The organism is Aeromicrobium sp. A1-2, assembly GCF_003443875.1.
Taxonomy (GTDB): Bacteria; Actinomycetota; Actinomycetes; order Propionibacteriales; family Nocardioidaceae; genus Aeromicrobium.
This window is the reverse complement of record NZ_CP027482.1, coordinates 1,376,246-1,390,472: the sequence shown is the minus strand read 5'-3', so window position 1 is coordinate 1,390,472 and position 14,227 is coordinate 1,376,246. Positions and strand designations below refer to the sequence as shown.

Genomic DNA, 14,227 nt, shown 5'->3' with positions numbered 1-14,227 from the left:
GGCAGTCGCGAGGAACTCGGGAGAACTCATGGACGAACAGATCGAGATTCGCCTGTTCGGACGCCTCTGGGTGCGTTCAGCCGACGGGCAGATCGTGCCGTCGTCCCGGTGGACGACCGGAAAGACGACTGACTTGTTGCGCATCCTGGCCATCACGTCCGGACAGTCGGTCAGCAGCCAGAGCCTGATGGATCGGCTGTGGCCGGGAGTCGACGAGGCGCGGGCGGTCGCGAGCCTCCGGACGGCCACGGCAAACATCCGCCGCGCACTCGGACGGGAGGCCGTGACCAGGCAGGGCGACGGTCTGCGACTCGCAGCCAGCTGGGTCGATGTCCAGGCACATCAGGATCTTGCGCATCAGGCCGCCGCGGCCGTCCAGTCCCGTGATCATGCCCGGGTGGTCGCGCTGGTCAAGGAGGCCGAAGCGCTCTACGTCGACGACTTCCATGCTCACGACGACGACAGCACCTGGGCCGTCGACGTCCGCGCCGGATTGGTCGCCCTGCGCACCACGCTGCTCGCCGAGGCCGCTGACAGCGCGCTCGAGCTGGGGTGGATGCGCGACTCGATCGACATGTCGACCCTGTCGATCAGCCTCGACCCGTGCCTTGAACGTGCCCACCGTTCGTTGATGCGTGCGTACGCCGGGATCGGTGAGATCGAGTCCGCGCTGCGGTCGTACGACCGTTGCAGACGCAACCTGTTCGCAGATCTTGGCGCATCCCCGTCGACGCAGACTCGGGCGCTGCACCGCCAGCTCTTGTCGTGGGAGCCCGAGAACGAGACTGCACCTCCGTCGTTCGTCGGTCGCACCGCACCCCTGAAGGCCTTGGCCACGGCCATCCAGGACTGCATCGACGGCGACGGCAGTGATGTCGTCTGTCTCATCGGACCAACTGCCTCGGGTCGGCAGGCCCTGCTGCGCGCCGCGACGGACCAGCTCGCTGTTCGCCTGCGCCCAGTTCGACCCGTGGAGGTCGCGCGGCGAGCACCCATCCAGCGAGCCACCAGTGAGTCGGCGGCCACTGACATCGCCGTCATGGGGCCGGTGGACCTGACCCCGGCCAGGGCGCGGGCCGCCATGGCCGAGGTCCTCGCCACGATCGACCCACAGATCGGTCGTGTCCTGGTCTTCATCACCTCACCAGAAGCCGCCTCACTGCTCGCCGAGGAAGCGGACGACGACGCGCGCTACCGGGTGCACGTCGTGGACTCGCCGCCGGTCGACGACGAGGATCTGTTCGCTCTCGCCGAGGCGATCCTCGCTGGTCGGCCTTCCCCCCGACTCATGGGCGTGCTCAGGAGCCGTTGTGACGGTCTGGCCGGCGCAGCGGTCGACACGCTGCAGGCTTGGGTGTCAACCGGGCAGATCATCTCGACGCCGCGGGGTCTCGAGCTCGCGAACGCATCAGCCGCACCGGCAGCCCAGGCGGCGGCATCGGCGACGTTCCGCGTCCTCGCCGAACAGCTGGCCCCGGAGGACATGGAGATCTGCCAGGTCCTCGCGGTCGCCGATCGGCCAGCCCTGCCCGCCGATGTGATGGACCTACTGGGCAGCGAGCGACGGACCGAGCGGCGGCGCCTCCACATCCAGGACCGCATGGACTTCTTGGCCGACCGCGGCATCCTTTGCCCGAGCGAGCTCGGGTACGTGTTTCGGGACCGGGCTACCCAGGACCTGTTCGAGCTCTGGCTCCGGCCATCTCTGCGCACTCGCCTGGTCGAGCGGATCGGCGACGGCCCCTCCCGGGTGGTAGGCGACAGCCGTCCGGCGGCCTCCGTCGAGCGTCGAGGCGGCAGCCCCGGACGCCGCGCTTCGGACCAGGCCCGCGTCGCGCGCTGACACAGCCGTTGTGGTGTGCGTCAATTCGCGAGCACGGCGTTGCTACCTACGGCCCGACCATCAGCGCGTCAACGGCAAGTTTGTGGCAATCAGGACGATGATCCGACGACTGCTTCACGAACTGGTCGCCCTCCGTGGGTTGGCGCACCAGAGCCGTCAGCGGATCGCCGTCGTCGAGCCCCGATAGGTCGGAGCATCGCGGCATGCTCTGCTTCCCTCGCAGTTGCGGTACTACGCGCGGTAATCCGTCGGCACGACGACGACGGGGCAGTGGGACGAGCGGATCACCTCTTGGGCAAAGGGCCGCGCGAAAAGATCCACGCCGTGCGTAGACGAACGGCCGGCCACGAGCAGCGAAGCTTCGGCAGAGCCTTCCCGGCTCACCGCCACGGCCCCTCCCGGCACGACCACGGTCCTGACGCGAACCTGTGGGAAGCGTCGGCGCCAAGACTCGAGCAGGTGCGACATCTCCCCCCAACGTTGCATCACCGCGGCCCCGCTCTTGTCCGGCTCGACGACATGCAGCATCTCCAGCGACCGACCCTCGAGCTGCGCGACGTCGAACGCGTAACTGACCGGGCCGTGCGCATTGGACTCCCCGTCGAGCGCGACGATCACGAGCTCGGGCGACCCTTCCGACGACCAGCCATCCGGCACCACCGTGACGGGGCACCGGCCATGCGCGGCCAGCGACTTCGCGACGCGTCCTTGGAACAGCTGGACGTACCACGGGGAGTCATCAGGACCGATGACGATCTCTCTCGCCGACGAGCTCTCGTCAAGCAGGATCAGTGAGGCCCGCCCGCGCACGAGCGCATACTCGACGTCGACCTTCGGGTCGAGGCTGCTGATCACCTCTCGAGCACGGTCCAGCACCGCTTGCCCGCCCTCTTCGAAGCCCGCGACGACTGCCGGAGTGTAGGTGGAGTGAAGCCCCGATCCCGGCACGTCGAAGGCGTGGACGACGCGCAGGCCGCACTTGTGCTGCTCGGCCCGACGCAGCGCGAGGCCGAGCGCGCCGTCCTCGGTATCAGCGATTCCGACCACGACACGTTGGTGCCTGTTCGGACCGACCACGGGTCAGGCTCCCGGAATGATGGCGATGGGACAGTGAGCCGCACTGATGACGTGCGGCACGATGGAGCCGGCGGACAGGAACGGCAGGCTCCGCCGACTGGGCCTCCCCATCACGATCAGGTCCGCTGTCCCTGTGGCGCGGACGCACGCGTCCTCGGGATCGGCCGAGGCGAACTCCAGGTGGACCGTCACCTCGGGGTACATCTCCCGCCACCCGGCGAGGACCTCGCTGATGTTGGCCCGCATGATCCGCAGATCGGCAGGTAGCCAGCGGGGATCGGTCGCATGCAGGACCCGAAGATCCAGGTGGTGCAGGTCGGCCCATTCGAAGGCAAAGGTCAGCAGAGCCGCATCCGCCTCCTCGCCGTCCAGGGCCACGACCACAGTCTCGGTGGGCGTGGGGGTGAAGTTGGGCTCCTGCACGACGACGAGCGGACAGTGCGCGTGGAATGCCAGGCGGCCCGTGACCGACCCACCCAGGAGACGGTCGAGCCAATTGATCTCGTCCGACCCGACAATCAGGAGAGCAGCTTCGAGCGACTCGCTCTCCAGCAAATCCACCGGTGTGCGTGCGGACAGCGAGTATGTCGTCCCGCTGAGCCGCCCATCGGCGTCCACGGCCTCCTGAGCTTCCTGAAGGATCTCGCGCCCAGCCTGCTGGAGCGCGTCATAGATCTCGTTGCCGGCGTAGAAGTCGGCGACCTGCGCCGAGTTCCCTGCCGAATGCACGACTCGCAGGGCGGTCTGGCGAAGATGTGCCTCGTCGGCGGCAAACTGCAGCGCGTAGGGCTGTTGGCCCACCACACCAACCACGACAGGATTGAGCGGCGAATTCATGGAGCCTCCTGATGTCCCGATGATGTCTCCATGATCGCCATTTCACCCGTCTCGCACCAGGGGCCGAGGGCCGGACCCTGTGGGACGAACGTCCCTCCTGACGCGAGGCATGCCTCGTGTCGGCCCCGAGGCGAGGAAGGACTTCAGTCCCGCCAAGTGGTGGCCTATGCCAGTGCCATGAAGACGGACCACGCGGCAGGCTCACGACCAGGAGGATCTGCCTCCGAGCCGAACGAGAGCCGACACATGCCTGCGCCTACTTTCTTCACCACGGATCATGACGTCCAGAAGGCAGTTACCGAAGAGTTGGACTGGACCCCACAGGTGCACGCGGAGAATGTGGGTGTCTCGGTCCACCAGGGTGTGGCCACGCTTTCGGGCGACGTGCGCACCTTGGCAGAGCGGACCGCGGCAGCCAAGGCTGCCCTCAGCGTTCATGGCGTGATCGCGATCGCGAACGAGCTGACAGTCCACCTCGTCGGGGCCGCCCACACCGACAGCGACGTTGCGGAGGCCGTGTCCAACTCACTGCGCTGGAGCTCGGTGGTCCCAGCCGGCCAGGTACGTGCCGAGGTCAAGGATCACGTCGTGACACTGACCGGGCTGGTGGATTGGGACTACCAACGACACTCGGCGCACCGCCTGGTCGAGCACATCGATGGCGTCGCACACGTCGAGAACCACATCCTGCTCAAGGAGCGTCCCACCGCTCACGGCACGGAGGCGCTCGTGCGCCGAGCCGTCGTCCGCAAGGCGACCCGGGATGCCAACTCCATCACCGCAACGGTCGATGGCACGAACGTCACTCTCAAGGGAACCGTCACGTCGTGGTCCGAGAAGCAGCAGGCTGGCCACGCCGCTTGGTCGTCTCCCCACGTCACGTCAGTCACGAACCAGATCCGGATTGTCGTCTCCTAACCACCCGAGGGCACCGGACTCACCGGTGCCGCACCCCGCGCCGACCTGCAGGAGCCCCATGTCCCACCACGCGCAACGCGTTCTCGTCGCCCGCCGTCGTCACACGCGCCAGCTCGCCGCCATGGCGGCTCTCGCCGCGGCGTTCGCGAGACCGACAGCACCATGACCGGCCAAAGCCATCGCCAAGGAGATTGAAGTGTCAGACAGCCCGCCGGACCCGGCAGCACGGCGTCGGGGTGGCCGCGAGGATCCAAGCTCCATCGCTCCCCTGCACGACGAGCCGCACCAACCGGGTCAGGCAGGCCGCCTCAACTGGCTGAGGGCCGGTGTCCTCGGCGCGAACGACGGGATCGTGTCAGTCGCCGGACTCGTGATCGGCGTGGCCGGGGCCACCTCAGGCCGCGGACCGATATTCACGGCCGGGATGGCGGGCATCGTGGCAGGCGCCGTGTCAATGGCACTCGGCGAGTACGTCTCCGTCAGCAGCCAACGCGACAGCGAGTCAGCCTTGCTCGACAAGGAACGCCGGGAACTGGCCGAGGAGCCCGACGCCGAGCTGCACGAGCTGACGATGATTTATCGGTCCAAGGGGCTCAGCCAGACCACCGCGCACCAGGTCGCCGTCGAGCTCACGGCGCAGGACCCGCTCGGCGCACACGCGGAGGCAGAGCTGCACCTGAATCCCAACGAGCTGGCGAGCCCGACCCACGCAGGTCTGGCGTCTGCCACGGCCTTCCTGCTCGGTTCTCTCCTGCCATTCTTGTCGATCCTCTTGCTTCCCTCAGGCATCCGGGTGCCGATCACCTTCCTTGCCGTGCTCGTGGCTCTGGCGATCACCGGTGGTCTCAGCGCGCGGATCGGTGGGAGCAGCGTGCGCCGCGCCGTGATCCGTATCGTCGCCGGCGGGGCGGCCGGAATGGCACTCACCTACGGCATCGGCGCGATGTTCGGCACGGCAATTGCGTAGCTGCCCACCCACGCGGCACCCCCGGGACTCAACCGATGCTCGAGGGTGGGACGTTCGGCTCTATCGTCCCGCCGAAACAGTGGTCAGACTCCACGCATGACTACCGACGAACGAATTGCCCAACTCGAATCACGGCTCAACAAGCTCTCCGAGGACCACGCGGCCGTGACCCGCCAGCTCGCCCAGGCGCATGTTGACCAGTGGCAGGGACGGATCGACGATCTCGAGCTGCAGGTCCATCTGGGCGCCACCGAAGCCACCGACCGACTCGAGGCGCTGACCTCGGAACTCCAGACTCGCTGGAGCAAGGCTCGCCGGCAGATGGAGGACGCGAGCAGCACCACGTCTGCCGTCGCAGAGACCCTCCGCACCGGCGTCGAGAATGCCTACAAGGAGCTGCGGACCGCCCTGCTGGACTCGCGCAAGAAGCTCACCTGAGACCGGGTCCGCATCGGCAATCCTCGCTCGCGCTACCGGGATCGCGACTCGGGCAGGACTTCAGCTCGCTCGGCGGTTGGCATGTCCGCGTCGCGAAGGATCTCCTGGATGGTCTTGTTGCGTGCGGTCCTGCGGTCGAGAACTGGGTTCACGATCCCCCGGAGCATCGAGTAGGTCGTCCAGCGCTTGGGCGCAACGACCCGGGGAGCACGTGCCTCGATCCCTGCGACAACAGCACGGCCGGCGTCGGCTGGCTGCAGGCGGTCACGCAGGAAGGCCGGGAACGTGCGCTCAAATCGCTGGGCGATCGAGCTGGCGAAGCCTTCCTGGACCATCGCCGTGTCGATGAACCCGAAGTAGGCGACGGTGGCGGATGCACCGTGCAGAGCGAGCTCGCCACGCAGGGCTCGACCGAATTGTTCAACGGCAGCCTTGGACATCGCGTACGGCGCCAGCATCGCACCGTTGACGAAGGCATAGACCGAGGCCACGACGACGACGTGCCCGCTGTTCCTGGTGATCTCGGGCAGAGCTGCGTGGACCGTGCGGTAGACACCGACGGTATTGACCTCCAGCACCCGCTCGAACGTGACCCGATCCATCGCCCTGATCGTCGCTGGCTGCGGCGCGATTCCGGCATTGGCCATGACGACGTCGAGGCGTCCGAACCTGGTGACGGCCTGAGCCACCGCGCCGCGCATCTGCTCTGCGTCCGTGACATCGGCAGCGATGCCGATCGCGCGGGTGCCAACCTGCTTGGCCGCGAGGATCGTCGCCTCGGCATCGAGGTCGACCAGCACGACGTACGCGCCCCGTTCATGCAGCCGCCTCGCGGTCTCGAAACCGATCCCGCGAGCAGCGCCGGTCACGAGCGCCACCTTGTCCTTGATGTCGTAGCGGGCCATCAGCGGGCCAACCTTTCTCTCGATCGATGAGTTGAAGCATGCTGGGACAGGAACTTGATCTGGTCGGCGAGGATCTGTTGTTGCCAAACACCTTGATAGACGTCGAAGTGGTCGACCGGGTACGTCAAGACGTTGGCGAACCCGTCTGCCTGCTGCGCCGCGCGATGAGCAGCAGCTGGCGGCGCGACGGCGTCAGTTTCACCAATCTGGACCAGCATGGGGACGCGCAATCTTGATGCCGAGCGGATGGGGCGGTTGAACGCGACCGCGAGGGCGGCCCGCGCGCAGACCTCGTTGCGCCACGTGGGACCGGCCAGCTCGTGATACCCCTCGAACGCACCGGCAGCGCTGATCATCGACGTCGTACCCGGCATCCCCACGATGGGCATCAGGTGCGGTCGACGCCGCGTGATCGCACGGAACCCGTCGCGCAAACCATGCCCGACCAGCGCAAGCAGCATCCGCGGATGCCGGCGAGCGATCGCACCGAGTGCTGCCAGGCCGTCCATGGCGGGTGTCAGCGAGAGTACCGCCGCTACCCGAGGGTCGTGGGCCGCGACCGGGACGACATGACCTCCCGAATAGGAGGTGCCCCACAGCACGATTCGTTCTGGATCGACCCCCGAGATGTCCCGTGCGGCCGCGATTGCCGCGCGGTAGTCGTCACGTTGGTCCCTGTACGACACTCGTTGACGCGGGCTGCCGTCGGAGTCACCGAAGCCGCGGTAGTCGAACACGAACACGTCGAGCCCGGCAGCTGCGAAACCCTCGACATAGTCATCGAGCCCGGTGTCTCGAGTTCCACCGAAGCCGTGAGCCATCACGACGCAGGGTCGCCCGCGGTCACCCAGGAAGGCGGTGCCCGAACCAACCACGTGCGTTGCTGCGCAGCGAGCTCCGTCACTCAAGAAGGTGACCTGCTGATGCGTGGTCACGATGCCACGTACCGGTTCGCCGGGACAGGGCCCTTCAGCTCCAGGTGCCTGTCGCCGATCGGCTCCTCGAGCAGCATCTTCGAGTCCTTGCCGTAGTGCATGAGGACCTTCCACGGCCCTGAGGAGCCCTGCCTCGGCAAGGTCTCCTTGGCGCGTTGGACGTAGCCGGACTGCAGCTGGTCGAGCATGCCCATGTCTAGCGCGCTGCCCTCCGTGTCGCGAGGAGTTGCGACCGCGTGACCGTTGTCGTCCATGTGCTGCAGGAGCCGGCAGACGTACTTGCCGGCGATGTCGGACTTGAGGGTCCACGGCGCGTTGGTGTAGCCGAAGACCCACGCAAGGTTGGGGATGCCTTCGATCAGCACGCCCTTGTAGGTCATCTGGTCATGCAGCTCGCAACGCGTACCGTCGATCGACAGCTTCATCCCGCCGAGCATCTGGACACGCAGGCCGGTGGCCGTGACGATGATGTCGGCCTCAAGCTCTTCGCCCGAGGTCAGCCTGATCCCGCTCGGTGTGAAGGTGTCGATCTGACCGGTGGACACCGAGGCCTCTCCGGCGGCAAGAGCCCTGAAGAGATCACCGTCGGGCACGGCGCAGAGCCGCTCGTCCCACGGCATGTACGCCGGCGTGAAGTGGCTCATGTCGAAGTCCGGCCCGACCTTGCGACGCACCTGGCTGAGCAGGAACTTGCGCATGGTCCTGGGCCAGCGGCGGCACGCGATGTACAGGCCGCGCTGGATCGCGATGTTGCGCCACCGCGCGAATCGGTAGACCGGGGAGTCCGGCAGCACCTTGGCGAGTCCCTTCGAGATCTTGTCCAGCCCCGGCACGGACATGACATAGGACGGTGACCGCTGAAGCATGGTCACGTGGTCGGCGGTGCCAGCCATGGAGGGAACCAAGGTCACCGCGGTGGCGCCGCTGCCGATCACGACGACCTTCTTGCCGGCGTAGTCGAGGTCCTCAGGCCAGTGCTGCGGGTGCACACACTGGCCCTCGAAGGTCTCCTCACCCGGGAACTCGGGGAGGTAGCCGTTGTCGTAGTTGTAGTAGCCGGTGCAGCTGATCAGGAACGAGCAGGTGTACGTCCGCACATCGCCGCTAGCCTCATGCTCAGCCGTGACAGTCCAATGCTGCTCTGCGCTCGACCAGTCGGCCGTCACGATCTTGATGCCGTACTGAATCTTCTCGTCGATCCCAAACTCCGTCGCAGTATCGGCGATGTACCGGCGGATCGAGCCGCCATCGGCGAGCACCTTGAGATCGTGCCAGGGCCGGAACTTGTATCCGAACGTAAACATGTCCGAGTCCGAGCGGATGCCCGGATAGCGGAACAGGTCCCAGGTTCCGCCAAGTCGTTCGCGGCGTTCGAGGACTGCGATGGAGCGGTCCGGATGCTCGTTACTGATCTGGCAGGCCGTACCGATGCCAGAGAGGCCGGCACCGACGATCAGGACATCGAAATGTTGAGTGCTCATAACTTCAGCGTGACAGCGCCGGACGACGATAGTCTTGGCAGAACCCGACAGGGTTTTGGCATTTCCCGACAGGTGGTGACGATGAACAGTCTGATTCGGGCCACGAACCTGCGCGGCTACCACCAGCTCGTGAAGGAGCTTGGCGGCGAGTCGGAGCCCCTCCTGTCTCGGTTCCACCTCCCGCTCGAGGTCGAGAGTGAGCCCGATGCGTTGATATCGTTTGAGGCGGTGGCCGGCTTGCTCAGGGTCAGCGCTGAGGAGCTGGGATGCCCTGATTTCGGGATGCAGATCTCGCAATGGCAGGGACTCGACATCCTTGGCCCAGTGGCCGTGATCGCTCGAAACGCCCAGACCGTGCAGGAGGGCCTTGGCGCCATTGCCCGCTACCTCTACCTGCACTCCCCTGCGCTGAACATGACAGTTGGGCCATCGACCGTCCCGGGTGTGGTGCGCTTCACCTTCGCGATCGCAGAACTCCCCCTGATCAAGCTCCAGCAGTCGTACGAGCTGAGCCTCGCCAACGCTGCGCAGATCATCCGGCTGCTCACCGGTGGGGACGGCCCCCTGTCCGTGTCGTTCCTGCACGCCCAAGTTGGACCCGACGCGGCGTACGCCGACGTGCTTGGTTGTGAAGTCCGGTTCGAGCAGGACTGGTGCGGCTTTGACATCCCCCTGTCGCTTGCCTCCAAACGGATTGACGCCGCTGACCCGGAGACCCGGCGGTTAGCCACCAGGTACCTCGAGACGGAGTTCCCAGCGCCCGACGCACGCCTGCTTCAACAGGTCGCGAACCTCGCGCGTCGACTGATCCCGACCGGGCAATGTTCGGCCGACGCGATCGCCGAGGAACTTGCTCTCCACCCCCGAACCCTGCAGAGACTATTGGCTGTCGAGGGCGCCACCTGCCAGGAACTCATCGACAAGGAGCGACAGCAGCTCGCAATCAGATATCTCGCGGAGCCTCGCCTCCACCTCAACCAGGTGACGGGTCTGATCGGCTACTCCGAACAGAGCAGCCTCAACCGCTCGTGCCGACGCTGGTTCGGAAGAACCCCGCGCCAGTACCGCGCAGACGTCGCGACTCCGACGTATACCCTCTCCGTGACCGATGGAACCAAGCAGCCGTTTCACGTTGACCCCCGCCGACAGAATGGGACGAAGTGATCAATCGAGGAGCTCCCGCCCACGCTGCCGAGCGCAGTCGAGGCCGAGGTTCACGCAAGCTCTTCGTTATCGCCGGTCTGCTGCTGGTTCTCAGCATCCTGGTCTTCGTCGGACTCAATTCTTCGTCGCTGATCCGCTCCTCATCCGACGAAAAGCCAGCGACCAGCTTGGGTCAATCGGTCCCGACGATCTCAGACACACCGTTGGCACGCATCGCGGTGGCAGGAGACACCGGGACCGGAGACGCAGCCGAGGCTGCGACAGCTGAGCGGATGCGGCTGGAATCCGAACGGACCGGCCACCGGTTCGACGCGCTGCTACTGCTCGGGGACCTGGTCTATGAAGATGGCGATTCCTCCCTCACCAGCCAGGTCGTCACGGAACCGTTCTCGCGGATCCTTGAGCACGCGACGCTGATTCCTGTGGTGGGCAATCACGACGTCAAGTCCGGCGAAGAGAAACAGATCATGAGCGAGCTGGGCCGCGACTCCTCGTGGTACGTCCAGGAGGTCGGCCCGCTGAGGGTTATCGTCCTGGACTCCACGCGGGTGGACGACGAGCAGCAGACGGCCTGGCTGCGCGGAGTGCTTGCCGAGAAACAGCCTCGCAACACGTGGACGATCGTCGCGCTGCACCACTCTGCGTACTCGTCGGGTAGTCACGGCTCAGACAAGGGCGTCCAGAAGGCTTGGGTGCCGCTATTCGCCGAGGCGCGCGTCCCTCTGGTCATGTCCGGTCATGATCACGACTATGAGCGGTCGACCCCACAGCTCGGGGTGACCTACGTCGTGTCAGGTGCCGGTGCCAAGTTGCGGCCGGTGGGCCGGTCGGACTTCACTGCTGTCAGCACCTCCACGCTGCACTTCGTGGATCTGCTTGTGTACGACGACCGGGTGGAAGTCCGGGCCATCAACCACACTGGCGGACTGATCGACCAGTTCACGATCAAGCGCTGACGACGCGGCCCGAACCACCTCAGAGCAGAATTCCTCGGTTCGCGAGCTCGACCGTACGGCTGAGCCCGGACCGGAAGATCCGGTCAAGTCGGGGGTTGTCCGCGAGGTTCCAGAGCATCTCAGCACTGTCCCAGGCAACCATCCGCGCCAGGTGCAGTCCGAACATCTCCAGGGCATCGTCAACCCGGCCGCCCAGCTGGTCGATCCGCGCGAGGCTTCCGGTCATGAACCACTCCTTGATGGTCTCGGCGGCCTCGGCAAGGAGCTCGTTGGTCGTGGTGTAGTCCGTGTGCTGCGGAGTGCCCTCGCTCGGCACGACGACCAGCTCTCGGCAGGTGCTGACCACTGCCAGAGGGAGGTCGTGCGAGATGTGGGCGTTCATTCCCGCGAGTGCGAACTGGATCGGCACGGTGTCGGGCTTGTTCCGAGCCTGGAACAGCGGCGCCCAGGCTCGGGGGATCTCGGAGCCGTCCAACGATGCGGCGTATGCCGAGAAGTAGAGATTGGCGAAGTGGACGTCGAGTCGCTCGAGGAACTCACCGGCCAGGAACAGTCGCGAGTCGACGGACTCCGCGACCAGTTCAGTCACGTGCTGATACATCCGATTGAACGTCGCGATCCCGTCAGCCGAAGGCAGCGACTTGTCGATCTGGTCCATGCGTTCCAGAACGTCGTCGATGGTCTCGGAGCCGACCCAGTCTGCCGTGGAGAAGGTCATGGGGCGCTCCATGTGGATTCCGAGAGGTGGACGTGCGACGACATCCCCCGGTGCGCCTGACGCTGAAGATACTCGGTCACGTTCCGCTGCACCAGCAAAGGCGAAAGATGCTGGGCACCTGAGTGTCTGCGCGTGACTTGCCGTGCGCTGGGTCTTGTCGACGCTGAATCGCGGGCTGACGGGACTGTGGAGAACGCTTCCGAGGCCGTGTCGCTGGCGACTCGACCCGGAGCTGGGGTCTGACCGACATCCGGTGCCGCACCAACGTTTCGAAACGGGTCAAAGAAGTTGGGCAACATTGGTGCCGCTTATGCCATCGATGTCAGTGCTGGAGAATCCGATTCGCGTCAAGGCGTCCCAGAGCTTTCCGATGTCGTGAGGACCGTCATAGCCTTCGATCAACGACGTTACGCCGTTCATGTCGGTGCCGATGCAGAGCCGCTCAGGACCGACGATGTTGGCGATGTGTTCGGCATGTCGGGCAAAATCGTCGAAGGTGGGCATGCCGTGTTCGGGGCCACGATAGGGCCACAATCCGATCATTCCACCAGTGTCGGCGATGGATCGTATCGAATGATCGGGAAGGTACCGGCCGAAGTCGTCCAATGCTCGCGCACCCGTGTGGGAGCTGATGACCGGCGCATCTGAGTACTCACAAATGCCGTCGATGGTCTCGGCATCTGCGTGAGCCACATCGATCAACATGCCTCTAGCGTTCAATTCACCGACGCACTCGCGCCCTAGAGCGGTCAGGCCGCGTGACCGGCCCGCCGCGACCTCGTGCCCCGACTCTCCACCTCTGAAGTTCATACAAATGGTGCCGAGCTTGTTGTCGGCGTAGTGCATGATCCCGACAACTCGCACGCCCAGCGCGCCGAGCTCCTCCACCCGACTCAGATCATCACCGACCGGGTCGGCTCCCTCCAGACCGAGGATGATCGCCGGTTGTCCAGATCCGGCGGAACGAAGCTCTTCTCTCGTGAGCAGGAGCCCACAACCTCCCGCACTGGCCTCCGCCTTGATCTGTTCCAGCTGACGGACGACGGCCCGCCAGGGCGTCAACGGCCGGCGGAACCTGGTCACCAGGCCGTCGCCCACCGCAGCCGCCACGAGGACGTCGACTCCGGCCGCAGCCAGTTGGCCGAAGTCAACCTCGGCAGGTTGGTCACGAGTGAGCCTTCGATGCAGCGACTTGACCGGCCGGGGCAGTAGCTTCGTGCCGTGCGCGTGGGCATCGACAACCAATCGCCGTGCCACGTGGTCAGCCACGTGTCGTTGCACTCGGAGTGGAAACCGCCGCCGGCAAAGAGCCAGCAGGCTGACCGCCCACGGCAGCGGGCACCATCGGCCTCGCCAACAGCTTGATCCGTGAACCCAACACCATGCCGGAACCCTCAGAGGTAGAAGTAGAACCCTAGACACTAGGGAAACCGGGCTCCCATCCTACGGAAGAAGTCGATTCGAACGCAGCGCAATTCAAAGTCTTCCGACTCTCCCCGAGGCTGAGCCGGTTCAGGTGCCGACTTCGCCGACGCCTCAGTCAGTTGCCTCGACACGACAGCTGTCCGCGAACACAATGCAACCGGGACACCAGTCGGTGGGTCGCCCGGATAGGCCTGCTGGTGGTGCATACTACGAACTGGTCAGGCTCGACTGAGGCTGGCTTCGCGGACGTGGTGTAGTTGCAGCACGCTTCCCTTCCAGGGAATGGGTCGAGGTTCAAATCCTCGCGTCCGCTCCATATGCCGAGAGCTCGAGCCCGGCAGCCGCCCCGATCTTCCCGCCAACTCTGTACACCCCACCGGCGGAGGTGGATAAGTCGGCTTTCTGGTGTCCAGTTCGCCGAGTATCTCACCGTCCACTGACTTGGTGATAGCAAGCCCGGCTGCGCTCCCAGAACCGACCTGAGTTGTACCCCCGCAGGTGTTCGCTCCTGGACGACAGCGTGGGGAACCTCTGGACCGCCCTAGCTGTGGTGGTGCACTCAG

Annotated in this window: 13 protein-coding genes and 1 tRNA gene; 7 read left to right on the top strand and 7 right to left on the bottom strand. The window is 65.6% G+C overall.

The features are described 5' to 3' along the window. Window positions 1-28: 28 nt before the first annotated feature. On the top strand, window positions 29-1,843 hold the full coding sequence (locus C6I20_RS06765; protein WP_118395262.1) for a BTAD domain-containing putative transcriptional regulator: 1,815 nt from the start codon (window positions 29-31) through the stop codon (window positions 1,841-1,843). A gap of 231 nt (window positions 1,844-2,074) precedes the next feature. On the opposite strand, the gene C6I20_RS06760 is transcribed toward C6I20_RS06765, so the two are convergent. Both C6I20_RS06760 and C6I20_RS06755 read right to left on the bottom strand, forming a co-directional pair. Next, entirely contained in the window at window positions 2,075-2,890 is an 816-nt protein-coding gene (locus C6I20_RS06760) for a universal stress protein (protein ID WP_162891171.1), read from the bottom strand. Between the two features lie 33 nt (window positions 2,891-2,923). Then, complete coding sequence (locus tag C6I20_RS06755; protein ID WP_118395260.1) at window positions 2,924-3,757, bottom strand: universal stress protein; 834 nt, start codon at window positions 3,755-3,757, stop codon at window positions 2,924-2,926. Window positions 3,758-4,003: 246 nt separating this feature from the next. Between C6I20_RS06755 and C6I20_RS06750 the strand changes: the two genes are divergently transcribed. The 3 genes from C6I20_RS06750 (at window position 4,004) to C6I20_RS06740 (ending at window position 6,080) form a co-directional block, all read left to right on the top strand. Further along, window positions 4,004-4,675 carry a BON domain-containing protein gene (locus tag C6I20_RS06750; protein WP_162891170.1) on the top strand — a complete coding sequence of 224 codons (672 nt, stop codon included), beginning with the start codon at window positions 4,004-4,006 and terminating at the stop codon, window positions 4,673-4,675. Window positions 4,676-4,871: 196 nt separating this feature from the next. Further along, a complete protein-coding gene (locus C6I20_RS06745) occupies window positions 4,872-5,642 on the top strand; it encodes a VIT family protein (protein WP_254052276.1) in 771 nt (256 codons plus the stop codon). 96 nt (window positions 5,643-5,738) lie between these two features. After that, entirely contained in the window at window positions 5,739-6,080 is a 342-nt protein-coding gene (locus tag C6I20_RS06740) for a hypothetical protein (protein ID WP_118395258.1), read from the top strand. Between the two features lie 32 nt (window positions 6,081-6,112). Here C6I20_RS06740 and C6I20_RS06735 read toward each other — a convergent pair whose 3' ends face one another. From C6I20_RS06735 to C6I20_RS06725, 3 genes are read right to left on the bottom strand one after another with little or no spacing between them, the layout of a single operon-like run. Continuing rightward, entirely contained in the window at window positions 6,113-6,985 is an 873-nt protein-coding gene (locus C6I20_RS06735) for a short-chain dehydrogenase/reductase (protein ID WP_118395257.1), read from the bottom strand. Further along, window positions 6,985-7,920: an alpha/beta hydrolase gene (locus C6I20_RS06730; RefSeq protein WP_118395256.1), complete on the bottom strand. Its 936-nt coding sequence runs from the start codon at window positions 7,918-7,920 to the stop codon at window positions 6,985-6,987. The genes C6I20_RS06735 and C6I20_RS06730 overlap by 1 nt, the downstream gene beginning before the upstream one ends. Beyond that, window positions 7,917-9,401, bottom strand: coding sequence for an NAD(P)/FAD-dependent oxidoreductase (locus tag C6I20_RS06725; protein WP_118395255.1), 1,485 nt, complete (start codon window positions 9,399-9,401; stop codon window positions 7,917-7,919). The genes C6I20_RS06730 and C6I20_RS06725 overlap by 4 nt, the downstream gene beginning before the upstream one ends. A 9-nt stretch (window positions 9,402-9,410) precedes the next feature. Here C6I20_RS06725 and C6I20_RS06720 point away from each other — a divergent pair, with 9 nt between their 5' ends. Continuing rightward, window positions 9,411-10,565, top strand: coding sequence for an AraC family transcriptional regulator (locus C6I20_RS06720; protein ID WP_216823008.1), 1,155 nt, complete (start codon window positions 9,411-9,413; stop codon window positions 10,563-10,565). Next, window positions 10,562-11,521, top strand: coding sequence for a metallophosphoesterase (locus C6I20_RS06715; RefSeq protein ID WP_118395253.1), 960 nt, complete (start codon window positions 10,562-10,564; stop codon window positions 11,519-11,521). Before C6I20_RS06720 ends, C6I20_RS06715 begins: the two co-directional genes overlap by 4 nt. Window positions 11,522-11,540: 19 nt before the next feature. Here the strand turns inward: C6I20_RS06715 and C6I20_RS06710 are convergent, their stop codons facing one another. Both C6I20_RS06710 and C6I20_RS06705 read right to left on the bottom strand, forming a co-directional pair. After that, entirely contained in the window at window positions 11,541-12,239 is a 699-nt protein-coding gene (locus C6I20_RS06710; RefSeq protein WP_118395252.1) for a DUF5995 family protein, read from the bottom strand. Window positions 12,240-12,518: 279 nt separating this feature from the next. Continuing rightward, on the bottom strand, window positions 12,519-13,496 hold the full coding sequence (locus C6I20_RS06705) for a dipeptidase (protein ID WP_162891169.1): 978 nt from the start codon (window positions 13,494-13,496) through the stop codon (window positions 12,519-12,521). A 410-nt stretch (window positions 13,497-13,906) separates the two neighbouring features. Between C6I20_RS06705 and C6I20_RS06700 the strand changes: the two genes are divergently transcribed. Then, window positions 13,907-13,980, top strand: a tRNA-Gly gene (locus C6I20_RS06700). The last annotated feature ends 247 nt before the right edge of the window (window positions 13,981-14,227 follow it).